This is a genomic window from Microcystis sp. M44BS1, assembly GCF_020244875.1.
Lineage (GTDB): Bacteria > Cyanobacteriota > Cyanobacteriia > Cyanobacteriales > Microcystaceae > Microcystis > Microcystis panniformis.
The window spans coordinates 1-23013 of sequence record NZ_JADBVM010000205.1; the positions used below are offsets into that span (position 1 = coordinate 1).

The following is a 23013-nucleotide window of genomic DNA, read 5'->3' on the forward strand; positions in this document are numbered from 1 at the left end:
ATGGTTTTTTAACTGTGGTATGCGACGGTGGTGGAAGCAGAAACTTAAATCGTGAGGTTTAGGAATCGCCGCACTTTTAGGGCGGCGAGGATGTCAAGCACGCTCCTCATAGGAATAAAAGGTTGTAGAAGGATTTTCAACAAGATATAGCACTTTTCACGTTACTGAGGTATCGACAAGTTTTGCCAACAAAGGGTTTAAGCCCCTTGCCCATGCCTCATTCTGATGAAAACTGCTATAAGTCATAGAAATGCCTAGAAAATCGGTTTTTTTGAGCGAAAATAGCTGTAGAATGTAGCGACCTGATGTTTAAAAAGACTGAAAAGCTGGCCGTTTTTTACGGCCTTGGGTCACAATACCATGTTTTGTTTTCCTAGCAAAGCTAAGGTTAACAATTCGCAACTTCTCTATACACAGCCCTAAGTAGGGTTTGCGGCAAAAAGCTTTTCCTGGGTGTGGGGTTTTAAGGGTGTTAGGGATATACTGACAATAAATCCGGTTATTAAAGACTGATTATTTATTCCCCCTTTGGCTCTTCTAGGTTCTGTGTGATAAGTTTAACTTACATAGGATCGATCGATCTTTGTGTCCTTTGTGTCTTTGTGGTTCGTTCCACCCCCTCGCCAGGAGAAATGTATCTTAGAATACATTTTATCCACCAAAGCTGGGAGAGCCCCCCTTTTGCCTCTTGCCTTTTGCCTATCCTAATATGTTACCTATACTCAACGGATTTAGTATCAGTTGATGTTCTTGCTTGACATATTACGCAAAACGGAATAGCATTTGAATATGATTCAATCTTTCCGATGCAAGCATACGCGATTACTTTTTGAAGGAGGAGATCCGCCTCGTTTTCGTGGTTTCAAAGATACTGCTATTCGGAAGTTGACTCAATTAGATGCGGCTCAAACCTTAGAGTTTCTGCGCTCTCCACCAGGCAATCAACTTGAAGCTTTAAAAGGCGATAGAAAAGAACAATATAGTATTCGGATTAATTCTCAGTTTCGATTATGTTTTATCTGGACAAATAATGGACCTACTGATGTTGAAATTGTTGATTATCACTCATAAATAATTAATTATGAATAACCGTCCTATTAATCAAATGCGACCCGTTCACCCAGGAGAAATTCTGCGGGAAGATTTTTTGATTCCTCTAAATATGAGCGTGAATGCTTTGGCTTTAGCCTTGAAGGTTCCTGCATCTCGTATTCATGAAATTGTTAAAGAACGTCGTTCTATTTCGGCTGATACGGCAGCAAGATTAGCCTGCTATTTTGGGGGGGATGCCGCTTCCTGGCTCAATCTTCAAGTAATTTATGATCTGAAGACTTTATCTAACCGTGAGGAGATTATTCAGCAAATTCAGCCCCGTATTTCCGAACAAATTGCCTGATTTTTAATTAGATTAAGTCCCAGAGATTAAAACACTTTCAAAAGGGTAAAAGGTACATGGGACGAACTCTACAAAATCGGCACTCGCTCCCGCTGCTGCCCAAAAAGCGATCGCTCTTGGCGTTCCTATCCCAAGCAATCACAATTTCAAAGTTTAATCAACAAAATAACGGCGATTACCTTGAGCCTAGTCATAATGAAATTTACAACTGATAATAATAATTTCTGTTTCTGTAATTTTATAAACTAAGCGATGTTCATCATTAATGCGTCTTGACCAATAACCCTTGAGTTGATATTTTAAGGGTTCGGGTTTACCGATCCCAGAGAAGGGATGGCGCAATATATCATCAATTAAATCAACGATTCTTTTATAGAGTTTTTTGTCTTCTATCGCCCATTCATTGAATTATTTAAAAGCTTTCGGATCAAATACTATATTTTTCACGCCATTCTTTTGTAGTAATTGTCACTAAGTTTTCTTTATTTTCTATTCTGTCAATAGCTTCCGATAATTGACGCTGATTGGCTTCTGTTGAAAGAAGATATTCGGTTGTATCGGGTTCAGAATCAGATACTAAAATAATGATATCCACATCCGTTCCTTCTTCTAGTTCCGCAGAATAAAGCTCTATTTTTCCTTCTCTGCCAACAATTCCTTTCTGTTTAATCGCTCTAATCATGATTTTTTCTCTTAAGATGTCAAACAATTATCGCTATTATATCAAAATCAGCATGAGTTAGAACTGATGACAAGAAAAGCGATCGCCATTCCCCAAAAATTGATCCTTCCCAAAGCGATCGCCCTTGGCGTTCCTATCCCAAGCAATGGCAATTTTAAAGTTTAATCAAGAAGATAACGGCGATCGCACTACAAGATCGACAATCATAGTTCAATTCCATTGATCCAAATTTCATACTCGCTTATATCAACTTCATCATTCCAAACGATTCCGCTACCTGATGGATCAAGTTGAAAGTTTTTAAAGAAAGCATAGTTTTTAAGGGAAGAAAACATCGTTTTTTCTAGTAGATTTTCACAGTCATATTTTCTAGCTTGATGATTAGAAAAATGCACCAATAGAGTATAATTTTCAATGATTTCGGCTGATGTTATTTTGGGGTAAAGCATTGTTTTATTTCAAAGGTGGTAATTTATTAAATTCTTGAGTGTTCCACATTTTCAATAATTCTGATTGATAGATTGTTGCCCATTCTACAACCATTTTTGTGGCTCTATTAGGTAAGTCTCCTTCAATAATTTCTAAGGTTTCCAGATTAAATAGGGCGTTATATTCTCCATAAATCGCATGAAAATGGGGAGGTGGATGATCGGCAAAAAAGATTTTAATGATAATTCCATAAAATCGAGTAATTTCTGGCATAAATCTATTTTTATAAGTCTTGCTTTATGACAAAAATATTATAACAAAGCTTGTTGGGTTTTGTTACCTCGACCTAAACGACAAGATCAGCAATCGCACTCCTCATCCCCAAAAAGCGATCGCCCTTGGCGTTCCTATCCCAAGCAGTGACAATTTTAAAGTTTAATCAACAAGATGACAGCGATCGCACTACAAGATCGGCATCTGTGATTGATGTACGACGAAACTCATTTAATTCTTGTTGAGATAGGGGGAGACAGTCCGAATCTGCTTCGGCTGCTTTGTCAATTTCTTCCTCAGTCATTGCTTCAACTTTTTCCCAATCTGTCTTACCATGACTAACATTTTCGGGATCAAGTCTGACTCTGGTAATATTGTCGTCGTTCATTTTTATTGGCTCTCCTTGCTGAAATAATGCGGTATCTGCCGTTTCTTTTGGTATAGACGACCAATAAAACTACTTGATTAACTATACCGATTACTTGAATTCTAGTTTCATTATAATCACGTTTATCTTCTCTTTCCAAACAGTTGGGATCTAGAAAAATGTTTTTTGCATCTTCAAAATCAATTTTATGCTTGAGCAAGTTGGCAGCAGCTTTATTATTGTCCCATTCTATCTCCATTTTATCGAGATTTTGTATCTAGTTCATAATATTTTGGATTATACATAATCGCTCTTTCCCATCATCAAAAAGCGATCGCCAACTCCGAAACCTTGCTAACATAATAAAAAATCATATTCAATAAACCTCATCGTGAGTTCCAATATCAATTAGGTTGATCTCTTCTTCTTGGGTTTCAGGGTTTGATTCAAAATTGAAAATGATTCGACAATCATATTCAACAGAAAAAGCCCAAGCACCTGACAATTTCCCCTTTAGTTTATGGGTGCGTAATATTGGATTATGGGGATCGTCAGCGAGTAGTCTCAATTTGGCTTCTATTTTTGATTTTAAGTCAGGTTGTCGTTTAATCCCTGTTTTGAAAGCGCGTTTAAATGATTGGCTAAAAACCAAGTTAATCATTGTTTAGTTCGGCAATAATGGAATCAACATCTCCTCGAAAAACATTACCATTTTGATAGTCTTGTCGAGCTTGAGAAATACTTTGAGCAATTTGTTCTCGTCTTTTTTCGATTTGCCGATGTTTAACAATATTGATCAAGTCATCTTGTTCATCAAAAGAGAGATAGTCAATCATTTCTAAGATTTGACTAAATTGCATTGTTGGCGGCATTGTTACTTTCCCCTTTTTCAATACAGACTTTTATTTTACTCTGCTTGGGCAATAATGACATCTGCGATCGCGAATCGATGACAACTTTCCAACTCACAGAGATCACCCCTCTTCATTCCCAAAAAGCGATCGCCCTTGGCGTTCCTATCCCAAGCAATGACAATTTCAGAGTTTAATCAAGAAGATGACAGCGATCGCACTACGTTCTTCGGCATCCCACTGACAGCTGCAATCAATGTGCATGGTGCGTTCCCCAAAAGCGAGCGCTTTGTAGCAGGACTTGCATTAGGGAACGCACCCTACAGCACTAATTTTATTTTCTTAGCCAATTGATTAAAAGATTTTTAATCCTTATTAGTCTTTCTGGTGATATATTTCCTAAACGTGCATTGATTACAGATGATTCGACACTTGTTAATCGTCCTAGCCGAATTAAAGAAGCCACTTTAAGTCCAGTAGTAATATAGTCAGAATCTGAGGTATTAATAATTTCGTCAAATCCTAGAGTAGCTTGATGGAGACGAGAAGAAATTAAAGCAAGTAATAAATCACGATGGCGACTTGGTGAAATAGCAATAATTAAGGCTGGACGAAGTTTTCCTGATTTCAAGTCTGCTTGAGGAAAACGAATTAGAACAATATCACCTGGTTTCATGGTTGATAAATTTCTTGAGCATCTTCTAGGAAATATTCAATTTCATCTCCTTCTTTGAAAAATTGCTCTAATGAAAATTTTTGCCAGTCTTCATCTTGCCAATTAGTATATTCTGAAATGTTGTTTAGCTCAGGGGAAATTAATCGGGTAAAGTTGGCAATTTTTTCAACAATGTCATCAGGTAATCGGTCAATCTGTTGGTGAAGTTCTTCACGAATTGTAGCAGACATAAGTTAAATTATTTGATTAAGGTGTAGAGTGGATATTATTGATTATAACTCAGATATTGGGTGGCAATCTGGGAAAAAGTAATGTTGGGTTTCTACCAGGTCAGCGATCGCACTACGTTCTTCGGCATCGCACTTCACAGCTGCAATCAATGTGCATGGTGCGTTCCCCACAAGCGATCGCTTTGTAGCAGGACTTGCATTAGGGAACGCACCCTACGGCGATAGCGATCGCACTACAGCGGCAGATGCTGCTTCAGAACGTCGCGGAGTCGGGCAGCGTTCGGCCCAGCTGGATCGAAGGCGCGTAGCTCCTTGCCCTGAGCAGTGTAAATGTAGGCGTTGTTGCATTCGTAGCAGAGGGTCGCCGCGAAGAGCAGGGTATCCCACTCATAGAACGCCAGCCCCCACGGCGGAAAGTGGCAACGGGCCGACTCGCCTGGCTCAAGTTCCCGAAAGAGGCGGATCACTCGCTGAGCTTCAACTCCAAGAAGAAGATGTCTCTCGCTGACGTGGCGCCAGAACGTGTCAGGCCAGCCCTCTTCAGGAACTATACTGCCAGGCAAACAAAACAGCTCTACCCCATCGGCAAGGCCGATGGGGGTCTCCCAAGCCGGTGTATTCCAATTCCACTTCATGTGCTGTACTCCTACTACTTTCCGGGTTCGCTCCTTAACTACTGACCTTTCGCACCGCCTAACTACATATTATACAAAAACTTTCTGTCTAACAGTCTTCAGAGTAACGATAGGTGGAAACTTTCGGCATATTTCCCCATTTTAGCGCAATCGCCGGAACTTTTCCCCATATCATACCCAAGAGCGTATTAGCCAGATTAAACAACCTCTTTTAAGTGGATTCCTAACAGCAAGCTGAAATAAAATAGACTTTTCGGGAAATCTAGCACTAAGTCTTCAATCCACCCCACAATTAACTAATTTTCGGGGAAAAAGTGCCTAAATTTTGCCACTCGATCGCTTTCGTGGCTGGCACTTTTTGATGGCCAAAAAGTCTAAAAATTTTATCCCACAAGGTTTTTAAGTAGATAGGTATTAAAAACTTTCAGATCCCCCCGCCTATCGGCACCCCCCTTATCAAGGGGGGCAGGGGGGATCAAACCTAAAATCCATTTTTAATTTAATTATAACCAGCTACTTAGCTCTATTCAGCCAGCACTATTTATTGGTGTACTTGCAAATGAAGGACATAATGACCTAAAATCAGGTTATCTGACCATAATTCGTACTCTAGACGCAAATATTCGGGAAAATTATTCCCCTCTAATTGGAGACTACGGGTATAGTTGCGGAGGCGAAAAGCGTAACCCGGTTGAGGACTTTCGGCATTTAACCAGTAGCGACTGACACCAAAAACCCCTTGCTCCCAAAAATGACGATAGGCGAATTTTCCTTGGCCCTGCATGGTCATAATTACCCGATTGGCCGAAATTTCTAGCCAAATTAACTTATTTTGATTATTTTCGGGTTTAAGTGTCTCTATTTCTGGGAGAGCGACTGGTGGTTGATTGAGGAGAAGATGAAACCGGTGGCGATCCTTTTGGTAGAGGGTAGCGGCAGTGTCTAAAGTGGAGAGGATGGGTAGATCTGTCGAGAGCAGACAGAAGGAAACGGGACGGCGGTGATGGGCAAGCATAGACTAGACTTAATGGTGTCCTTATCTCCACAATAGTGGATTCTCCGCCCACCGCTACCGGCGCCGGAAATTTTTTTGAGAAAAAATCCAGAAAACACTTGCATTATTCAGGGACTTATGATTATAATTATTAATTGTGAGTAGCTTTCCTCGGTAGCTCAGTGGTAGAGCGGTCGGCTGTTAACCGATTGGTCGTAGGTTCGAATCCCACCCGGGGAGTTAATCAAAAATAGCAGCGGCAATAGTTTCTTGTTGCTGCTTTTTGATGTTTTTAACTAAGCTGTTGACTATCTAAATTACTCGTTGAGACTGTCTATGAGATGGGAGCGGGGGTTGGGGAAATGGGGAAATGGGGAATTTCAACTAAAACCCCAAAACCCTAAAACCCCAACACCTATCTCCTATATCTTATCTCCTGATACTAAATCCAGTTATTAAAAACTGATTATTTATTCTCCATTTTGCATGAGTGCATGAGTAGAAAACGGGTTTCTCCGAGAAACCCGTTTTCTGTGCGACTACTTAGAGAATTTCAGCGATCGCATTTTCTGGACCGACTAGAGAAATGTAGGGATTTTGAAAATATTTACTGGCTACCGATCGCGCTTGTTCGGGAGTAATCTGATTAATAGAATCGAGGAAAGTGCGATCAAATTCAATCCCCAAACCTAGGCTTTCATACCAACCGTATAATTGAGCGATTTCGGCGTTAGTTTGTTTACCGAGAGCATATTGACCCAATAACTTATTTTTAGCTGACTGTAACTCCTCCTCACTCAAAGTTACTTTATATAACCTTTCTGCTTCCTGACGCAATCCCGACACTGCGATCGCTATGTTTTGGGGTGCAGTTCCCATATAAATGACAAATTGGGAAGAATCGAGACGGGTGGGATAAAAAGCAGAAACATCGTAGGCTAATCCCCGTTTTTCTCGCAATTCCACGAATAAACGACTAGATAACCCATTCCCCAGATAGGTACTCAATAATTTTAAAACGGCATAATCATCCTCTTGTACAGAAGAGCCAGGGTATCCTAACATAACGATCGCCTGTTGACTAGCTTGGACGGTAGTTAAACAGGTGGGCTGAAAATCAAAAGCGGCTGGAGGTAAACTAGATAAAGGAAGATCGGGAATTGACCAACTGCCAAAAATTTCCGCCACTGCTTTTACTGCTTGCTCTAGGGTAATACGGCCAGAAAGACTAATTACCAAGTTATCGGGACGGAAAAAGCGACTATGATAGGCGAGAAGGTCATCCCGTTGCAATTGCGAAACCGTTGCCTCCGTACCCAATAAAGACATACCATAGGGATGATCTGGGTACATAGCGGCGCGTAATTGATTAAAAGCTACATTAAAAGGCTGTTCCAATTGAGAGCGAATGCTTTGACAGGTGAGATTTTTCTCTAATTCGATTTCTGGGGGTGGAAAACTGGGAAAACGAATAATTTCCGCCGCTAGACGCAATATATCTAGAAAATCCTTGGTAACGGTCTTTAAACTAACCACAAAATAATCGGTCCCCGTGTCGGCGCTTAAACCGGCCCCTGTGGACTCAACGCGATCAGCAATTTCTAGGGAAGATAACTTTTCTGTACCTTTGGTGAGCAGCACAGCTAAAAGACGAAATAAACCTGCCTTTTCGGTTTTTTCCCAACGAGTACCCGCATTTTTAAGAAAAATCCTCCCTGCAACCAACTCCACGGCCGTATTTTCCACCACTAAAAGAGTGATGCCATTTTCTAAGGTTAAGCGGTGAATGGGAGAAGCGGACATCGTTTATTCACAGGGTTGCATTATTGTAATAGCATATCGCTCTGGGGAGAGATACTGACGAGCCAGACGCTGTAGATCTGATGGTTGCAAACTTTGGATAACCCGGGGATAGATCGTTGCTAGGTCGGCAGCTCTCAGGGTTTGATAATATCCATAAAGTCCGGCTAATTGGCCTGGGGTTTCTGTGGAGAAAATATAATCGTTAGCTAATAACTGTTGAGTGCGGTGTAATTCTGCGGGGGTGACGGGATGATCGTGCAGATGTTGGAGATGTTCACAGATAATAGCTTCAATTGTCCCGATTTGTGAGCTAGATAGCCAAGCGCCTATGGTAAAGAGACTGGAATCTCGTTGCAGGGAAAAATTACTGTTAATATCGAGGACGATTTGCGCTTCTTCCCGCAGCTGTCGCACTAACCGCGAACAGCGTCCCCCAGCAAGAATTACCGAAAGCAAGTCTAATCCAAAGGCATCTTCTAGGCGATCGCATCCTGGTCCAATCCATCCCATCAAGAGACGAGAATGTTCTAGGTGGGGTAAATATACTTGGGAGCGACGAATTTCGATCAGGGGGGGTTCGGCAGCCACTAGATTCGCAGGAGATTCTGAGGGGACGGGAAATTCCCGAAAAGATTGCCGGATAATTTCTAAAGCTGGTTGGGGTTCAATTCCCCCGATAATCGCCACACACATATTTTCTGGTTGATAATAGGTGCGATGGAAACAGCGCATTTGATTGGGGGTTAATTGCTCTAAACGGGGTTGATCGCCTAAAATAGAGCGTCCGTAGGGATGGTTTTGATAGATACTTCCGCAGAGGGTTTGGTAGGCAATCCAATCGGGATCATCATAACAGGCCCGTAATTCTTCTAAAACTACATCTTTTTCCCGATAGAATTCTTCATCGTCAATCTCAGCATGGAGGAGAATTTCGGCCAGATGGGGTAGGGTATGTTCAATTTGATCCACACTGGTGGTGAGATAGAAGTGTGCATAATCGTGACTGGTGGCCGCGTTAGTCATTCCGCCACAATTTTCGATTAAATAGTCAAAGAGTCCGGGGGGAAGTTTTTTTGTCCCCTTAAAGATCATGTGTTCGAGAAAATGGGCCATACCTAACCATGGGTCGGGTTCAGCGATCGCACCTGCTTTCACCCACACATCTACTACCACCACAGGAGTCACGGGTAAATACTGATGAATTACGGTTAAGCCGTGATCTAATTGCCATACCTGAGCGGGAAAAGAACTTGTTTGACACTGTGCTATCGACTTGATCAATGTCCGTTAACCAGATTTTTTGTTAAATTCTATACATATGTTATCTTATCTCTTGCCTGCTCAACCATTAAAAAACTTTTGTCATGATTTCTAGACAATTCTCCCAAATATCAGCCTTATCGGTGATCAGTGATCAGTTATCAGATGTGATACCAAATCCGTTGAGTATAGGCTACATATCAAGACAGGCAAAAGGCCCCCATGCAAAAGGGAGAATAAATAATCAGTTTTTAATAACCGGATTTAGTGTGATACCAAATCCGTTTTTAATAGTGTGATTGACTCTCAAGTTATGAATTGTTTCTCCCCACACCCCACTCTCCTATACTTTTTAAACAGGATTTAGTATGAGTTTTCGGTTCACTGATTACTGTTTACTGTTTACTGATAACTGAAAAACCTCCTATGACAGAAAATAGAGATAACTTCAACGCAACTTATAATGCACTAATTGAGCGCATTGTCAATCTAACTTTGGCAGGAAAAATTAGGGCTAAATCACAGGTTTATAACCTTTTGGCCGAGGGAGTAAAAAATGGCACAGGAGAAATTTTTGAGCGTTGTTTAACCGAACAAATCATCGTTACTCGCTCACAGTTAGAAACAAAAATTAAAGCGACTAGGGTTTTGCGGGCCTTGGAAACGATCGAAAGTGAATGGGAAAAATATCAAAAAACCAATCAGCAAAATTATCTCACTGCAGCGGCGATCGATAATCTGATTAAAATCGCTCGAGAGGATCGTTTACTGACGTTAGTAAATTTAATCGATCCCAATCAAAATAATGCTTTAACCCTAGAACAATTACAACAGTTAGCCAAGCATTTACAGACAGTTTCTCAGCAGCGGGGAGAAGCGGATTTATGGCAAATTGCCACGGGGATTAATCTGGGGTTAAATACTTGGTCAAATTTATCGAATGATCTCACCAGTTGGCTCTACGAACAAAATCGCCATCTTGGTTTTACTAATGATAATGAGCGAGTGACACCCTGGCAAATTTGGGCAAGTAAAGTTAATCCCTCTTGGTTAAAACGAGTCTTAGAAAGTTTAGCTAATCAACAAGCTTTTGATTCTCTTACTCAGGATTTAACTTTAACCGATTGGGTAGAAACTGCTATTGTTTTTCAATATATCCAAAGGGGACTAATTAACTTTTTTGACCAGCGTATCTATAGCGAAAAACTGGGAGCCAAATTATCCATTTCTACCTTTCTCACCTTTGCTTTAATTTGGTCACTATTAACCAATAGTTTCGAGCAAGTTAGTAAAAATTCTCTCTATAGTCGCGGCTGTTTTCAGATGGCTTTACAAATTCTGAGAACCTTTGCTCAACGGGATTATTTTCCTTTATACGGTGGAATTTTTGCCTCCTTTTCTGGCAGTTATCTCAAGGAGGCCTTAGATTATTTATCAATTCCTCTGCGTTATGTGGAAGGCACGGGAGAAAAGGCGAGAATTTTAACTTTAATTGCCTATTCTAATCGCATTCGTGGCGACTATCGACAGGCTAGAGAATGTCATCAACAAGCTTTAGAAATTGCTCGTCAACAGCAGGACTCTGCTTGTGAAATAGCTAATTTAAACCATTTATCCCGTCTCAATGCTATCCAGAAAAACTATGCAGAAGCGATTAATTTAAGTCAGAGAGCTTTAATTTTAAGTCGTCAACAGGGTAATAGTTTAGGACAGGCTAACGCTTTGGCTAATTTGGGTTATAGTCAGGTACAGGAAGCGCAACAGTTAGAGAGATATGATCCCGAAATTTATCAAAGTTCGATCGAGTATTTAAAACAGGGATTAAAGTTAGCGGAAAGTCTCCAAGATTGGCAGAGTAAATCCCTTTGTTGTAGCAGTTTAGGTTTAGCATATCTTGTCCTTGAAAGAACCCAAGAGGCGATTAATATTCTCCTGCAAGGATTAGAATCTGCCAAATACTACGGAGATGTATATCTGCAAGGTTTATTACTAACTTATTTAGGGGAAGCTTACTATCAAGACAAGAATTTTGAACAGGCAATTTATATGGGTTCTCTAGGAATGTATTGGCTACACGAAATCGGTGCAGTGGAATGGCGACAAGCTGCTAGTCTATTAACAGTTATTCGCGGTAAAAATATCGCAGCTTTTGAGCAGACTTTCAGTCAGGAACGTTCCTCCCTGATTAAATCTCTTGGGGTGGAAGGCTACCAATATATCTCAGAAATTCTCAGCAAATATCAACAGGGTAATTAGTGAATACAAAGCATAACCTATTAATTAATCTCTCGGTACTTTTTCCCCAACCCACAGGAATCAGTACCTACATTCTTAACCTCTTACCCTACCTAAAAAATTTAGAACCAACCCTACTAACAGCTAATAGTTATCCCGACTTTAACTGTTATTCTATCCCCAAAGGTCTCGGCCCCGATCGAGGAGCGAAAGGTCATTTAAAACGCTTACTCTGGACTCAGTGGCAATTACCGTCAATTTACCGACAATTAAAGGCCAATTTACTCTTTTCTCCCCTCCCGGAAGCGCCGATAAATTCTCATTGTCGCTTTGTCGTCATGGTCCACGATTTAATTCCCCTGCGGTTTCCCAGTTTTACTTCCCCCCTAACCCAATATTTCCGTTATTATGTGCCGCAGGTATTACAACAGGCAAAACATATCATCTGTAACTCCCAGGCAACGGCCAAAGATATCACTGAATATTATCAAATTCCCGCCGATAAAATTACTTCTATTCCCCTAGCCTATGATCATCATCACTTTCGCCCTATGGAAGATAATAAGCCAGAACATCCCTATTTTCTCTATCTCGGTCGTCCCAATCCCTATAAAAATTTACCGCGTTTAATCGCCGCTTTTGCCCAACTGCCCCCAGATTTAACCGATTATCATCTTTGGATTGCCGGCAGCTTTGATCGCCGTTATACCCCCAATTTACAACAACAAGCGCGAGAATTAGCAGTTAGCGATCGCATTAAATTTCTCGATTATATCCCCTACGATCACCTACCCAAGGTTATCAGTCAAGCCACTGCTTTAGTCTTCCCCAGTCTCTGGGAAGGCTTCGGATTGCCCGTTTTAGAGGCTATGGCCTGCGGTACACCCGTCATTACCTCAAATTTGTCATCTTTGCCCGAAGTCACGGCAACAGCGGCAATTTTAATCGATCCCTATCGAGTCGAGTCCATAGCCGATGCCCTAAAAATTATCGCTCAAGATCGACAATTACAGTCAAAATTAAGTTATCTAGGCAAAAAACGAGCCAATGAGTTTAGTTGGCAAAAAACCGGTCTAGCTACAGCCGCAATCTTAAATCAATATCTAGAGTATGCTTAACTGACAGGGTTTCCCGTCCAGATGAAGTGTAACCTGATCGGTCATCGTCGGAAAAAGAAAAATAATTTGACAGATCGGCAGCATTTGCTGTAGGATGGATGATCGTGACCTAAATTGGAGAGATGGCCGAGCGGTTGAAGGCGCAGCACTGGAAATGCTGTTTAGGGGTAACTTTAACGAGGGTTCGAATCCCTCTCTCTCCGTCCCCAAAGCACCTCATATCTACGAGGTGCTTTTTATAGTCAAAAGTAGGGTGCGTTAGACGGCAAAAATTGCTGCTTTGACTTGAAGGTAACAATCCGTCGTAACGCACCACCTATCATCAACTAAGTAGGGTTGGCTAAATATCAGTGAACGCTTTACTAGGAAACGGTTTTGGCACTTTTTTAGCCAAAATAGTCAAAAGTAGGGTGCGTTAGACGGCAAAAATTGCTGCTTTGACTTGAAGGTAACAATCCGTCGTAACGCACCACCTATCATCTAGGAAACGGTTTTGGCACTTTTTTAGCTAAAATAGTCACAAGTAGGGTGCGTTAGACGGCAAAAATTGCTGCTTTGACTTGAAGGTAACAATCCGTCGTAACGCACCACCTATCATCAACTAAGTAGGGTTGGCGAAATATCAGTGAACGCTTTACTAGGAAAACGTTGAGAAATCGATCCGAGGGACTCAAAACCCTTGCACTTTCGCTCTTCGATCGCCAGATAAAATTCAGAAACTAAGCGACGAAACTACCATTTTGCCAACTGTGTGGTTTCTAGATTCCCTCTGGGGACTTATTCAGCAAACCCTAATTTATAATTCCCACTGCTCCCCATCACCCAGTCTCCTATACTTTTCAAACAGGATTTAGTCTAATTCCTCGTGGGTAAACCATCTTTACACTTAGCTAACCACTCCAATAAACTATCTAACTGCTGTTGCGGTTTTAGCGTTCCTAAACCCCTAACCGTCACCTGTTTGGGACTATAAACAAAGCGTGATTGTATATGTTGGGGTAGGTGTTCTTGTAATAATTTCCACGCTGGTTCCTCCATGGGAGTTTCTAGGATAATATGCTGTTTTCCATCGGGTTTAATGCGCGAAAAACCGAGGGATTTAGCCAGATGTTTTAACTCAATTACCTTAAATAATTGTGCCACTGGGGAAGGAATTGCCCCGTATCTATCCACTAAATCCGCGGCAATTTGTCCTAAAGTTTTCTGAGAATTGGCAGTAGCGATCGCCCGATAGACATCCATTTTCTGTTCTGGATCGGATATATAATCATTAGGAATAAATGCCGTCAATTTCAGATCGATTTGGGTATCCTCCACTTGGGGAATTTCTTGACCTTGAATTTCCCGCAAAGCTTCCTGTAACATTTCCATATATAGATCAAAACCGATCGCTTCCATTTGTCCCGATTGTTCCGCACCCAATAAGTTACCCGCACCGCGAATTTCCAGATCCCTAGTTGCTAATTGATACCCCGATCCTAACTGGGTAAATTCTTGAATTGCCTTTAATCTTTCCCGAGCGGTTTCTGTTAGTTCTCCCTTAGCTGGATAAAGTAACCAAGCGTGCGCTTGTACTCCCGATCGCCCCACCCGTCCTCGTAGTTGATAGAGTTGCGCTAAACCGAATTTTTGGGCATCTTCAATGATAATTGTGTTAACTCTGGGAATATCTAACCCCGACTCCACAATAGTCGTACAGACTAAGATATCCGCTTCCCCATTATTAAAAGCTAACATGGTGGTCTCTAATTCGGCCTCATCCATACGACCATGGCCGATGGCAATTCTAGCACCCGGAATCATCCCTTGAATTGCTGCCGCTTTTTCTTCAATTCCCTCGATTCTGGGTACTACATAAAAAATCTGTCCCCCCCGATCCAATTCATTGCGAATTGCCGTTCTAATCGCATCAGAATTATAACTAGAAAGGTGGGTTTGGATAGGACGACGAGAGGGGGGAGGTGTGGTAATTAAACTCATTTCTCGCACCCCAGAAAGGGACATATAAAGAGTCCGGGGAATCGGTGTCGCACTCAAAGTTAATACATCAATATTACTCTTAAAAGCCTTAATTTTCTCCTTTTGATTGACCCCAAAACGCTGTTCTTCATCAATTACCAATAACCCTAAATCTCTAAACTCCACCGCTTTACTCAATAACAACTGCGTCCCCACTACTATATCCAATTCCCCCGTTTTCAAGCGCTGGACGATATCTTTTTTCTCGGAATTGGTGCGAAAACGATTTAATAAACCCACATTAATGGGATAGGGAGCAAAACGTTCTTTTAGGGTGTGGTAATGTTGTTGGGTTAAAATCGTTGTTGGTGCTAATAAAGCCACCTGTTTATGACCCGTGGTGACAGCTTTAAAAATAGCACGAATCGCCACTTCTGTCTTGCCAAAACCCACATCCCCACAGACTAAACGATCCATCGGGCGATCGCTTTCTAAATCCCGTTTCACATCCTGTATCGCTTTTAATTGATCGGCAGTGGGTTGGTAGGGAAAAGAATCCTCTAACTCCCGCTGCCAGGGATTATCCATCGGATAGGCAAAACCCGATTTTTGGGCGCGTTGGGCGTAAATATTGATTAAATCAACCGCTAACTTCTTAACCGACTTCCTGACGCGAGCTTTCGTCGCTTCCCACGCTTTGCCAGAGATTTTATGTAATTCTGGCTCTTGATTACCTGTATGACGATAACGGGAGAGATTATCAACAGAATCGGCAGGAACCCGCAATAATCCATCGGCATACTTAATAACTAGATAATCTCGACCTTGCACTACTCCGCTAATTGTGCTTTCCTGCTTTTCTAGTTTGATAAACTGTCCGATGCCATGGTGTTTATGTACTACAAAATCGAGGGGACGGAGTTTATTCACATCCACCTGTACCGAGGCTGCTTGCCGACGTTTGCGGACGTAACCGGCAGTATTTAAAAGATGTTGTCCGAAGAACTCTCGATCGCTAACGACGACTATGCGATAGGTAGGGAGGATAAAACCTTCTAATTCAGCTAATCCTGAGTATTTTAGGGCTGTAGCGGTGTTTTGAATTATTAACCGCTCGATCGCGCCAAAATCGAGGGGATTGGGGATAAATTGGGCTGGACAGTCGTGTTCCTGTAATAACGAGACTGTGCGGGAGGGTTGGGCAGATATTAACCATGTAGCATACTTATTTAGTTTAATACCGCTATAAATCTCTCTTTTTCCCCGTAAAATTTCCGCTAGTTTGGCGAACTGCCCCGGATTGGTGGGAATCGGACGACTGGAGAGATTAAGGCTATTTTCGGACAGGTGATCGTCTATTTCCGAGAGGTAGAGATGGGTAAATTTGAGCGATATTTGCAGAGATTCGCCAAAAGAACGGTGAATTTGCGGTAAGGGTGGTTCTATCTCTTGCCAGCGTTCCCCAATATATTCTATCCAGCGATCGCTTCTAGCTTGACAGCTTTCCAGTTCATCAAAGGCAATCAGAGTATTTTCGGGGAGATAATCCAATAAAGAGGCAGGTTGAGGGAAGGCCAAGCCTAAAAATCGCTCAATTCCCTCTGGATAAATGCCATTAGCTAATTTTTCTCGATCTTCGGCCCCCAGATAATCGGCCACTGTGGGGGGAAGAGAAGGGGCAATCATCGCCGCAAAGCTAGTGGGAGTAAGAAGCAGATTGGGGATAGAATCCAGCGATCTTTGGGTAGCAGGGTCAAATTCTCGCAATTTTTCCAATTCATCGCCGAAAAATTCTAACCTGACTGGTAATTCGGCCGAAACTGGGAAAATATCAACGATATCGCCGCGACGACTCCATTGCCCTTCGGTTTCTACCAGTGGAACCCTTTCATATCCTAATCTAGCTAGGGTTAGATCGAGCTTTTTGGCTTCTATAACCCTTCCTACCGCAAAATTATCGCTATATTGCTCGAAAACCTCTCTAGGGGGTAAATGGGGCTGCAGGGCCTTTTCGGTGGTAACGATCGCAATTCCGGCATCTTGATGACTGATTGTCGATAATACCTGCATCTGTCCCCAAATCATCTCGGATTCCCGATTAAATGTCTCGTAGGGGCAAGCTTCCGAGGTGGGATAAAAGAAAACACCTTTCCACGTCATCGCTTCTAATTGTGCCGCCCAACGTGCCGCTTCTTCTAGATTGGCACAGATAATTAAAAGATTTTTTCCTTGACAACGGGCGAAAGCTGTGCTTATTAATCCTTTCGGTAAGCGGGCAAGGCAGGTTAGGGTTAAATTGCCGTTTTTCTCCAGTTTTTGGATAAGTTCAGCAGTTAAGGGCGATTTTTCAATGTTGCGAATAACGGAGGCAAAAGTCATTTTTTAGTGATTGGCACTCGGTTTTTAGTTAAGCTCTACTGAATTTACACTGCCTCTTGGGAGTTTTAGTACAAATGCTCAGGCTTCCTCTCCCTGCTCCCAACTCTGGCACTCCGATGCAGTCTTAGCAAGATGATCGTAGGTTGGGTTGAAGCATGAAACCCAACGCCCGCATGGGTTACGCTACCGCTAACCCATCCTACAAATAATTGTGCCTCCCTACTTATCAGATGTGAGTTTTCAGTTCACCCACTACTTTTTGGGGTTAATTTTTTTGGGCTTTATTTGACTTGACCAGAGGGGGGTCGCAGGCGCACGGATTTTCCATTATCTATATAATATCATGTCAAGCGTTGGTTGGCAAGAGAAAATTTTTTAATTGCCAACCAAGTCAGTACATCTATACAGAGATATTTTCAGAATGATAACGATTCTCATCGACTGTGATAAGATGAGAATCATAATCAGACTCAGTTAACTCCGATGGGTAAAAAATTCCAGTTAACAGCGATCGCTTTAACAATGACTATAGCCAGCTTAACAGCTTGTAGTGGTCCCTCGGTCAAGGAAAAGGAAGCAAAGACACCCTTACAGGTGACAGTGAGTATCGTACCGCAGGAATATTTCGTCAAACGCATCGGCGGTGATAGAGTCAGTGTTAATGCCATGATTCAACCCGGCACAGATCCCCACACCTATGAACCAAAACCCGAACAATTAAAAACCACAGCCCGATCGCAAGCCTACTTTAAAATCGGTGTATCCTTAGAAGATGCCTGGAAAGATCGCTTAAACAGTGTTAACCAACAGATGTTAATCGTCGATACCAGTCAAGGAGTAGATAAAATCCCTTTGACAGCAGATCATGATCATGATCACAGCAAGGAAGAAAAACATCAAGCCGGAAAAAACACCCTAGATCCCCATATTTGGTTATCACCAAAACGAGTCAAAGCACAAGCAGAGACTATTTATCAAACCCTAGCACAACTCGATCCCGGTCAGGAAGCTATCTATCGGGCTAACTTGGAAAAATTCAGTCAGGAGTTAGACGCATTAGATCAAGAAATTCGGCAAAACTTGGCAGGGATTAAAAACAAAAAGTTTCTGGTGTTTCATCCTGAATGGGGCTATTTTGCCCAAGATTACGGTTTAGAGATGATTGCGATCGAAATCGACGGTAATGAACCCAGTGCTGCCCAGTTAAGTCAACTAATCAAACAGGCCAAAAAAGAGAATATTAAAGTTATTTTTACTCAACCAGAATTTAGTCAGAAAAGTGCCGAAACTATTGCTAGGGAAATTGGGGGACAGGTAATCCCTATCAGTGCCTTTGCTGAAAATTGGAGTGAAAACCTGCGACAAGTTTCCCAAAAAATGGCCACAGTTTTAAATCAGTAATTGCTTGTATATGTCAACGATCATTACCATTAGTAATCTCTGGGCTGGCTACGAACAGGAACCCATCCTCGAAGATATTAATTTAACTATTCAAGAACTGGATTTTCTAGGAATTATCGGACCAAATGGAGGAGGGAAAACTACCCTGCTTAAGGTTTTACTGGGATTAATTAAACCTTGGCGGGGAGAAGTCAGTATTTTGGGGCAAAGTGTCGAAAAAGGTCGGGAATTAGTCGGTTATGTGCCGCAGTTTGTTGAATGCGATCGCTCATTTCCCATTACTGTGGGTGAGGTGGTAAAAATGGGGAGATTGAGCAGCAAAAAACTCTGGCAAGGCTATAGTAAAAAAGATGAGGTAAGGGTAGATAAAGCTTTAGATAGTGTGGGAATGTTAGCGTTGAAAAAAAGATCGATTGCTGAACTTTCGGGGGGACAGCGCCAACGGGTTTATATCGCTCGCGCTTTAGCAGTAGAACCCCGTCTCTTGATTTTAGATGAACCCACTGCTAGTGTCGATCCCCAAATGCGTGCTAGTATTTTTTCCCTGTTGCAAGAATTGAATGAGTGGATGACTATTTTAATTATTTCCCACGATCTGGGAACCCTATCTACCTATGTTAAATCGATCGGTTGTCTCAATCGTCGTCTCTATTATCACGGACAAACATCTCTCACTGCCGCTATGTTAGAACAAGTGTATTGTTAAAAGTTTTCTCCTTTCAAGAATAGTCCTAATAACGCAAGATTCAACGATATTTGTAAACTGCTAGAATTAGAAGGCTTTTCCCTTGATCGAATTACAGGTAGCCATCACATTTTTAAAAGAAATGATATTATTTTGGTCATACCTGTTCATAATAAAAAAGTAAAATCTGTTTATATTCGTCGAGTCCTTGAAATTATCGGAGATAACTAAAGATGAATTATCCAATTATTATTTATCCCTGTGAAGAAGGCGGTTTTGTCGCTGAAATTCCAGCACTATCTGGCTGTTTGGCTCAGGGTGAAACCTTAGAAGAAACCCTACAAGAATTACTGATGGTAAAAGATTTATGGTTAGAAACAGCCCAAAAATATAATCAAAAACTTCCCAACTTAGAAACAGAGATAGCGAAAATCAAAGCATTAAGCACTGTATAGAGCATTTTTGGGGGAATTGCGATCGCTAACTGCCGTCTTGACTTAAAAAATAGCCAACTGCACGCTGAAGCTGTTCCATCCCTTTTTGCAGTTGGTCAATACGGGCCTTAGAGTCTTCCATTTGTTGAGCAGTAGCTTCCACAAACCGATCAATACGCCGATTCGTTGCCTCACTGATTTCCGCCAGACGTTCTATTCTTGCATCAATACGCTCCATATTGGCTTCAATACGGTCTAATCGAGAACTTTGCCACCACATTTACTTACCACCTTTAAAATAAGCCGTTATTGCCGCCAGTCTAGCAAATTTTTAGACAAATTAATCTCTTTTCATCGTGTGGTCGCTTTTTGGGGATGAGAAGAGGCGATCGTTTTTTGAGAAGGAGGGGCGATCGCTTACAATAGAAGGCAAACTTTTAGAAAGCAACCTTGATTACTATTCTTACTCATGCCCACTCTATCAAGCTTCTATGGAATAAAAATCACCATGAACTATAACGATCACAATCCGCCTCATATCCATGCCGAGTATCAAGATTATGAAGCGGTTATAATGATTCACACAGGTGAAGTTTGTGGTCAAATGCCCAAAAGAGGACTAAATTTAATATGGGAGTGGCTTGATCTACACCAATCTGAACTATTGGAGAACTGGGAAAATGCGCGTCAAAGAAAACCTCTTAACAGAATCGATCCCCTTCCCTAAAAAGGAGCTATTTCTTCATGTTATCTGTGTGGAATATCTGGATAAGTATCAATTAAAGCTAACTTTTAATAATGGAATAGAAGGGATTGTAGATTTAGAACAAGAATTGTATGGAGAAATCTTTGAACCCTTAAAAGATCAAAGCTTATTTCAAAAAGTATATGTAAATAGTCGGACAATAGAATGGCCAAACAAAGCAGACTTTGCCCCCGAATTTTTATTTGAAATTGCCCTCGACAAGCAACCGGTTAGTATAGTCGGTGATCGTGTAGGGTACGCTAATGAAATGTAACGGACTAAATTGTTTTCTTAACAATAATTATCTGATTTGCGATTATTTTGGACTTTAGTGCGATCAGGTTTTCTTCTCATGGTGTGATCGCTTTTTGATCAGGAGCGGCGATCGCTAATTGCCGTCTTGACTTAAAAAATAGTTACTTAACGCGCTTTTTTGCTTTTAATCATGACGAATTTGTAATTATTCTGCGTTACGCTAACACATCCTAGCGTGCTACTATTCTGGTCAGTGATTCTTGACAGTTCTTCGGCTTATTTTTGGAGGTGCCTTTATGGCTTTAATTCAAGTGCAAGTCCCCTACATGGATAACTATGACCATGGTATTGGTGTTGATTTTCCATCAGGAAGCCCAATGGGCAAGGTTGTTAATGGAGATATTTCAGGAGTTACTCACGCTGGGGGGGCGACAACCAATATCGAGATCGCACGCATTCATACTACATCTGAGCTAACAACCAAACTGGGTATTGATGCTGAAACTACTGGGGGATGTGGATTATTCCGTGCTTCAGCCCGTTTTAACTACGTCAAAGAAGCAAAAATTCAAAGTAATTCCCTTTTTATGGCAGTTACTGCTACTGTAACCCTTCCAATCGAATCAATCGACGATCCGACTCTGACTGACAATGCAGCAAAGATTGTCAACCAGCCAGATCAATTCTCAAGCCGCTTTGGCAATATGTTTGTGCGAGGAATACAGCGTGGCGGATTTTTTATTGGGGTTATCCAGATCAATGCGTCGAATTCCGACACATCGGAGAGGATTGCTGGACAACTCAGAGGCTCTTATAATCTGTTTTCTGCGGAGATCAAAACAAAATTTGAAAAGCTAATGCGTGACTCCCAAAGCGAAATTAGAATTTCCCTTTACCACGAAGGAGGTCCCATCAACCTTGTACCGAATGATCTTCAAGATCCTATGGAGTTGTACAAGATTTTAGGACAATGGCTTCAGTCGTTCCAGGATAATCCAGAGAAGAATGCAGTTCCCTACTCTGTGACGCTTGCTCCTATTGCTATTGCCAATGGTCCAATTCCTCTGAATTTAGCCGATATACAACACGCTAAAGATATCTTATCAATCTGCGCCAATCAGCGAAACTCGATACTTGACGGTCTAAATCTTATGAATTATATTTCCCAGAACTCATCTCGTTACGACTTTATTGCGCCAACAACGCCTAATGATATCGTTAAAGCTTCAAATGGTTATCAAGCCGATTTGGATATAGTAGCAGCCGCCGCTTCACTGGCAATTAACGATGTTACTCAGGCAATAACACCAGCAGTGTATGCCTTAAAAATAGGTCATTCATATCCTCAAGGTCTGCCACCTGTACCGATGCCAACTCTTAAAAAAAGTGAGACATCAGCAGATCATTTTATAAACCTTATTAAATCGGGTAGTGAGTTTACAGTAACTTTTGACCAAGTTGGTAACAAATTTGATGATTCTGGTTACACAGGTCTGGGAGATCCTATGGGTACATTGCAAGCTGGAAGGACTTACAAAGTTACATATTCTAATGGTAGTTACACAACTGTTGGATTTAGCGAGGGCACTGGCTCAGTGATAACTGCGGCTTATAATAATGCAAATCCTGATGCACAAGAAATTTCACTATGGGGTCGTGTGTTCACTTTCGATGCAGCAGGAAACATATTTGATGCCGCGTTTGGTATAGTGGGAACTCTAAGGTTTTAATACTTAATATTCAAGTGCGATCGCTGATCTTGTAGGTTAAGTGCGATCGCCGATCTTGTAGGTTGGGTTGACGAAAGGAAACCCAACATTTCTACACAGAAAATATCCCCTTTCCAAAACGAATTAACACCATTATCTTTTAATTTGTTGGGTTGCGTTCCTTAACCCAACCTACCGAATTTTTGAAAAATTTTAGTTGATCTTGTCGGTTGATGCGACGAAACCCAACCTACATTTTATTCCATACCAATATCACTATCAAAGATCAGCCTTTCTGAAGCCCCCCACATCTGATCATAAATTCCTTCTTCAACATAACGATGAAAACTGGAGTGTTGCCAATCTTTCGGAGCGTTTACTAATCCATGATGCACGGGATTCGAGATGATTAACAAAATCTCGATCATCTCGAACTTGATGCTCCCAAAAGCGACGTTGCCAAATAGCCTTTTCTCCTTTATGTTGTCGAGATGTTG

27 protein-coding genes, 2 tRNA genes and 1 pseudogene are annotated in these 23013 nt (G+C 41.5%); 13 read left to right on the forward strand and 17 right to left on the reverse strand.

Going from position 1 to position 23013, the window contains the following annotated elements; translation table 11 throughout:
- Nucleotides 1–789: 789 nt before the first annotated feature.
- Together IM515_RS16250 and IM515_RS16255 are read left to right on the forward strand one after the other, a co-directional pair.
- Nucleotides 790–1071, forward strand: a complete 282-nt coding sequence (locus IM515_RS16250) for a type II toxin-antitoxin system RelE/ParE family toxin (protein ID WP_002795678.1) — start codon at nucleotides 790–792, stop codon at nucleotides 1069–1071.
- A 10-nt stretch (nucleotides 1072–1081) separates the two neighbouring features.
- Entirely contained in the window at nucleotides 1082–1396 is a 315-nt protein-coding gene (locus tag IM515_RS16255) for a HigA family addiction module antitoxin (RefSeq protein ID WP_004159892.1), read from the forward strand.
- A 186-nt stretch (nucleotides 1397–1582) separates the two neighbouring features.
- Here IM515_RS16255 and IM515_RS16260 read toward each other — a convergent pair whose 3' ends face one another.
- The 12 genes from IM515_RS16260 to IM515_RS16315 form a co-directional block, all read right to left on the reverse strand.
- The gene (locus tag IM515_RS16260; protein ID WP_287627631.1) at nucleotides 1583–1789 is read right to left on the reverse strand and encodes a Txe/YoeB family addiction module toxin; all 207 of its coding nucleotides are present in this window, start codon (nucleotides 1787–1789) and stop codon (nucleotides 1583–1585) included.
- 34 nt (nucleotides 1790–1823) lie between these two features.
- Nucleotides 1824–2078 carry a hypothetical protein gene (locus IM515_RS16265; protein ID WP_287627629.1) on the reverse strand — a complete coding sequence of 85 codons (255 nt, stop codon included), beginning with the start codon at nucleotides 2076–2078 and terminating at the stop codon, nucleotides 1824–1826.
- Nucleotides 2079–2281: 203 nt separating this feature from the next.
- Nucleotides 2282–2527, reverse strand: a complete 246-nt coding sequence (locus IM515_RS16270) for a DUF2442 domain-containing protein (RefSeq protein ID WP_287627628.1) — start codon at nucleotides 2525–2527, stop codon at nucleotides 2282–2284.
- A gap of 4 nt (nucleotides 2528–2531) precedes the next feature.
- Nucleotides 2532–2780 (reverse strand): DUF4160 domain-containing protein, encoded by a 249-nt coding sequence (locus tag IM515_RS16275; RefSeq protein ID WP_002736965.1) that lies wholly within the window; start codon nucleotides 2778–2780, stop codon nucleotides 2532–2534.
- Nucleotides 2781–2946: 166 nt separating this feature from the next.
- Nucleotides 2947–3168 (reverse strand): hypothetical protein, encoded by a 222-nt coding sequence (locus IM515_RS16280; RefSeq protein WP_002757426.1) that lies wholly within the window; start codon nucleotides 3166–3168, stop codon nucleotides 2947–2949.
- On the reverse strand, nucleotides 3134–3406 hold the full coding sequence (locus tag IM515_RS16285) for a BrnT family toxin (RefSeq protein ID WP_002777949.1): 273 nt from the start codon (nucleotides 3404–3406) through the stop codon (nucleotides 3134–3136). Before IM515_RS16285 ends, IM515_RS16280 begins: the two co-directional genes overlap by 35 nt.
- 117 nt (nucleotides 3407–3523) lie before the next feature.
- Nucleotides 3524–3808: a type II toxin-antitoxin system RelE/ParE family toxin gene (locus IM515_RS16290; RefSeq protein WP_004159881.1), complete on the reverse strand. Its 285-nt coding sequence runs from the start codon at nucleotides 3806–3808 to the stop codon at nucleotides 3524–3526.
- Complete coding sequence (locus tag IM515_RS16295) at nucleotides 3801–4019, reverse strand: hypothetical protein (protein WP_004159878.1); 219 nt, start codon at nucleotides 4017–4019, stop codon at nucleotides 3801–3803. The genes IM515_RS16290 and IM515_RS16295 overlap by 8 nt, the downstream gene beginning before the upstream one ends.
- 313 nt (nucleotides 4020–4332) lie before the next feature.
- Nucleotides 4333–4674 carry a type II toxin-antitoxin system PemK/MazF family toxin gene (locus tag IM515_RS16300; RefSeq protein WP_004159877.1) on the reverse strand — a complete coding sequence of 114 codons (342 nt, stop codon included), beginning with the start codon at nucleotides 4672–4674 and terminating at the stop codon, nucleotides 4333–4335.
- The gene (locus tag IM515_RS16305) at nucleotides 4671–4904 is read right to left on the reverse strand and encodes a hypothetical protein (RefSeq protein WP_004159876.1); all 234 of its coding nucleotides are present in this window, start codon (nucleotides 4902–4904) and stop codon (nucleotides 4671–4673) included. Before IM515_RS16305 ends, IM515_RS16300 begins: the two co-directional genes overlap by 4 nt.
- Before the next feature lie 233 nt (nucleotides 4905–5137).
- Nucleotides 5138–5539 carry a hypothetical protein gene (locus IM515_RS16310; RefSeq protein WP_079208937.1) on the reverse strand — a complete coding sequence of 134 codons (402 nt, stop codon included), beginning with the start codon at nucleotides 5537–5539 and terminating at the stop codon, nucleotides 5138–5140.
- 541 nt (nucleotides 5540–6080) lie between these two features.
- Nucleotides 6081–6554, reverse strand: a complete 474-nt coding sequence (locus tag IM515_RS16315) for a hypothetical protein (RefSeq protein WP_287627627.1) — start codon at nucleotides 6552–6554, stop codon at nucleotides 6081–6083.
- 147 nt (nucleotides 6555–6701) lie between these two features.
- Between IM515_RS16315 and IM515_RS16320 the strand changes: the two genes are divergently transcribed.
- Nucleotides 6702–6773: transfer RNA gene (locus IM515_RS16320), tRNA-Asn, on the forward strand.
- Nucleotides 6774–7076: 303 nt separating this feature from the next.
- Here the strand turns inward: IM515_RS16320 and IM515_RS16325 are convergent.
- Together IM515_RS16325 and IM515_RS16330 are read right to left on the reverse strand one after the other, a co-directional pair.
- Nucleotides 7077–8336, reverse strand: a complete 1260-nt coding sequence (locus tag IM515_RS16325) for a M16 family metallopeptidase (RefSeq protein ID WP_287627626.1) — start codon at nucleotides 8334–8336, stop codon at nucleotides 7077–7079.
- A gap of 3 nt (nucleotides 8337–8339) precedes the next feature.
- Complete coding sequence (locus IM515_RS16330; RefSeq protein WP_287627625.1) at nucleotides 8340–9617, reverse strand: M16 family metallopeptidase; 1278 nt, start codon at nucleotides 9615–9617, stop codon at nucleotides 8340–8342.
- Nucleotides 9618–10022: 405 nt separating this feature from the next.
- Here IM515_RS16330 and IM515_RS16335 point away from each other — a divergent pair, with 405 nt between their 5' ends.
- From IM515_RS16335 to IM515_RS16345, 3 genes are all read left to right on the forward strand, one after another.
- A complete protein-coding gene (locus IM515_RS16335; RefSeq protein ID WP_287627623.1) occupies nucleotides 10023–11852 on the forward strand; it encodes a tetratricopeptide repeat protein in 1830 nt (609 codons plus the stop codon).
- Nucleotides 11852–12949 (forward strand): glycosyltransferase family 4 protein, encoded by a 1098-nt coding sequence (locus IM515_RS16340; RefSeq protein ID WP_287627622.1) that lies wholly within the window; start codon nucleotides 11852–11854, stop codon nucleotides 12947–12949. The genes IM515_RS16335 and IM515_RS16340 overlap by 1 nt, the downstream gene beginning before the upstream one ends.
- A gap of 116 nt (nucleotides 12950–13065) precedes the next feature.
- Nucleotides 13066–13152, forward strand: a tRNA-Ser gene (locus IM515_RS16345).
- A gap of 652 nt (nucleotides 13153–13804) precedes the next feature.
- Here the strand turns inward: IM515_RS16345 and mfd are convergent.
- Nucleotides 13805–17287 (reverse strand): transcription-repair coupling factor, encoded by a 3483-nt coding sequence (gene mfd, locus IM515_RS16350; RefSeq protein WP_287627621.1) that lies wholly within the window; start codon nucleotides 17285–17287, stop codon nucleotides 13805–13807.
- A 483-nt stretch (nucleotides 17288–17770) separates the two neighbouring features.
- On the opposite strand from mfd, the gene IM515_RS16355 reads away from it, so the two are divergent.
- Genes IM515_RS16355 through IM515_RS16370 form a run of 4 tightly spaced genes read left to right on the forward strand, consistent with a single transcriptional unit; the run spans nucleotide 17771 to nucleotide 19828 of the window.
- Nucleotides 17771–18688 carry a metal ABC transporter solute-binding protein, Zn/Mn family gene (locus tag IM515_RS16355; protein WP_287627619.1) on the forward strand — a complete coding sequence of 306 codons (918 nt, stop codon included), beginning with the start codon at nucleotides 17771–17773 and terminating at the stop codon, nucleotides 18686–18688.
- A 10-nt stretch (nucleotides 18689–18698) separates the two neighbouring features.
- Nucleotides 18699–19394: a metal ABC transporter ATP-binding protein gene (locus IM515_RS16360; RefSeq protein WP_287627618.1), complete on the forward strand. Its 696-nt coding sequence runs from the start codon at nucleotides 18699–18701 to the stop codon at nucleotides 19392–19394.
- 48 nt (nucleotides 19395–19442) lie between these two features.
- Nucleotides 19443–19604, forward strand: coding sequence for a type II toxin-antitoxin system HicA family toxin (locus IM515_RS16365; RefSeq protein WP_223210878.1), 162 nt, complete (start codon nucleotides 19443–19445; stop codon nucleotides 19602–19604).
- 2 nt (nucleotides 19605–19606) lie between these two features.
- Entirely contained in the window at nucleotides 19607–19828 is a 222-nt protein-coding gene (locus tag IM515_RS16370) for a type II toxin-antitoxin system HicB family antitoxin (protein WP_002744564.1), read from the forward strand.
- A gap of 25 nt (nucleotides 19829–19853) precedes the next feature.
- Here IM515_RS16370 and IM515_RS16375 read toward each other — a convergent pair whose 3' ends face one another.
- Nucleotides 19854–20087, reverse strand: a complete 234-nt coding sequence (locus IM515_RS16375) for a hypothetical protein (protein WP_149986411.1) — start codon at nucleotides 20085–20087, stop codon at nucleotides 19854–19856.
- A 189-nt stretch (nucleotides 20088–20276) separates the two neighbouring features.
- On the opposite strand from IM515_RS16375, the gene IM515_RS16380 reads away from it, so the two are divergent.
- From IM515_RS16380 to IM515_RS16390, 3 genes are all read left to right on the forward strand, one after another.
- A complete protein-coding gene (locus tag IM515_RS16380; protein WP_002792623.1) occupies nucleotides 20277–20534 on the forward strand; it encodes a DUF4160 domain-containing protein in 258 nt (85 codons plus the stop codon).
- Nucleotides 20488–20826, forward strand: coding sequence for a DUF2442 domain-containing protein (locus IM515_RS16385; protein WP_002789779.1), 339 nt, complete (start codon nucleotides 20488–20490; stop codon nucleotides 20824–20826). The genes IM515_RS16380 and IM515_RS16385 overlap by 47 nt, the downstream gene beginning before the upstream one ends.
- A gap of 277 nt (nucleotides 20827–21103) precedes the next feature.
- The gene (locus IM515_RS16390) at nucleotides 21104–22537 is read left to right on the forward strand and encodes a hypothetical protein (protein WP_287627616.1); all 1434 of its coding nucleotides are present in this window, start codon (nucleotides 21104–21106) and stop codon (nucleotides 22535–22537) included.
- Between the two features lie 236 nt (nucleotides 22538–22773).
- Here IM515_RS16390 and IM515_RS16395 read toward each other — a convergent pair.
- Nucleotides 22774–23013 (reverse strand): annotated as a pseudogene (locus IM515_RS16395) (hypothetical protein); the annotation flags it as partial.

Bases quoted from the DNA above. Each gene is read 5' to 3' on its own strand.
- IM515_RS16290 (WP_004159881.1), bottom strand. From the start codon at position 3,808: ATGATTAACTTGGTTTTTAGCCAATCATTTAAACGCGCTTTCAAAACA.
- IM515_RS16385 (WP_002789779.1), top strand. From the start codon at position 20,488: ATGCGCGTCAAAGAAAACCTCTTAACAGAATCGATCCCCTTCCCTAAA.
- IM515_RS16315 (WP_287627627.1), bottom strand. From the start codon at position 6,554: ATGCTTGCCCATCACCGCCGTCCCGTTTCCTTCTGTCTGCTCTCGACA.
- IM515_RS16360 (WP_287627618.1), top strand. From the start codon at position 18,699: ATGTCAACGATCATTACCATTAGTAATCTCTGGGCTGGCTACGAACAG.
- IM515_RS16370 (WP_002744564.1), top strand. From the start codon at position 19,607: ATGAATTATCCAATTATTATTTATCCCTGTGAAGAAGGCGGTTTTGTC.
- IM515_RS16250 (WP_002795678.1), top strand. From the start codon at position 790: ATGATTCAATCTTTCCGATGCAAGCATACGCGATTACTTTTTGAAGGA.
- IM515_RS16255 (WP_004159892.1), top strand. From the start codon at position 1,082: ATGAATAACCGTCCTATTAATCAAATGCGACCCGTTCACCCAGGAGAA.
- IM515_RS16325 (WP_287627626.1), bottom strand. From the start codon at position 8,336: ATGTCCGCTTCTCCCATTCACCGCTTAACCTTAGAAAATGGCATCACT.
- IM515_RS16355 (WP_287627619.1), top strand. From the start codon at position 17,771: ATGGGTAAAAAATTCCAGTTAACAGCGATCGCTTTAACAATGACTATA.
- IM515_RS16280 (WP_002757426.1), bottom strand. From the start codon at position 3,168: ATGAACGACGACAATATTACCAGAGTCAGACTTGATCCCGAAAATGTT.
- IM515_RS16300 (WP_004159877.1), bottom strand. From the start codon at position 4,674: ATGAAACCAGGTGATATTGTTCTAATTCGTTTTCCTCAAGCAGACTTG.
- IM515_RS16285 (WP_002777949.1), bottom strand. From the start codon at position 3,406: ATGGAGATAGAATGGGACAATAATAAAGCTGCTGCCAACTTGCTCAAG.
- IM515_RS16275 (WP_002736965.1), bottom strand. From the start codon at position 2,780: ATGCCAGAAATTACTCGATTTTATGGAATTATCATTAAAATCTTTTTT.
- IM515_RS16390 (WP_287627616.1), top strand. From the start codon at position 21,104: ATGGCTTTAATTCAAGTGCAAGTCCCCTACATGGATAACTATGACCAT.
- IM515_RS16380 (WP_002792623.1), top strand. From the start codon at position 20,277: ATGCCCACTCTATCAAGCTTCTATGGAATAAAAATCACCATGAACTAT.
- IM515_RS16310 (WP_079208937.1), bottom strand. From the start codon at position 5,539: ATGAAGTGGAATTGGAATACACCGGCTTGGGAGACCCCCATCGGCCTT.
- mfd (WP_287627621.1), bottom strand. From the start codon at position 17,287: ATGACTTTTGCCTCCGTTATTCGCAACATTGAAAAATCGCCCTTAACT.
- IM515_RS16295 (WP_004159878.1), bottom strand. From the start codon at position 4,019: ATGCCGCCAACAATGCAATTTAGTCAAATCTTAGAAATGATTGACTAT.
- IM515_RS16335 (WP_287627623.1), top strand. From the start codon at position 10,023: ATGACAGAAAATAGAGATAACTTCAACGCAACTTATAATGCACTAATT.
- IM515_RS16305 (WP_004159876.1), bottom strand. From the start codon at position 4,904: ATGTCTGCTACAATTCGTGAAGAACTTCACCAACAGATTGACCGATTA.
- IM515_RS16375 (WP_149986411.1), bottom strand. From the start codon at position 20,087: ATGTGGTGGCAAAGTTCTCGATTAGACCGTATTGAAGCCAATATGGAG.
- IM515_RS16270 (WP_287627628.1), bottom strand. From the start codon at position 2,527: ATGCTTTACCCCAAAATAACATCAGCCGAAATCATTGAAAATTATACT.
- IM515_RS16265 (WP_287627629.1), bottom strand. From the start codon at position 2,078: ATGATTAGAGCGATTAAACAGAAAGGAATTGTTGGCAGAGAAGGAAAA.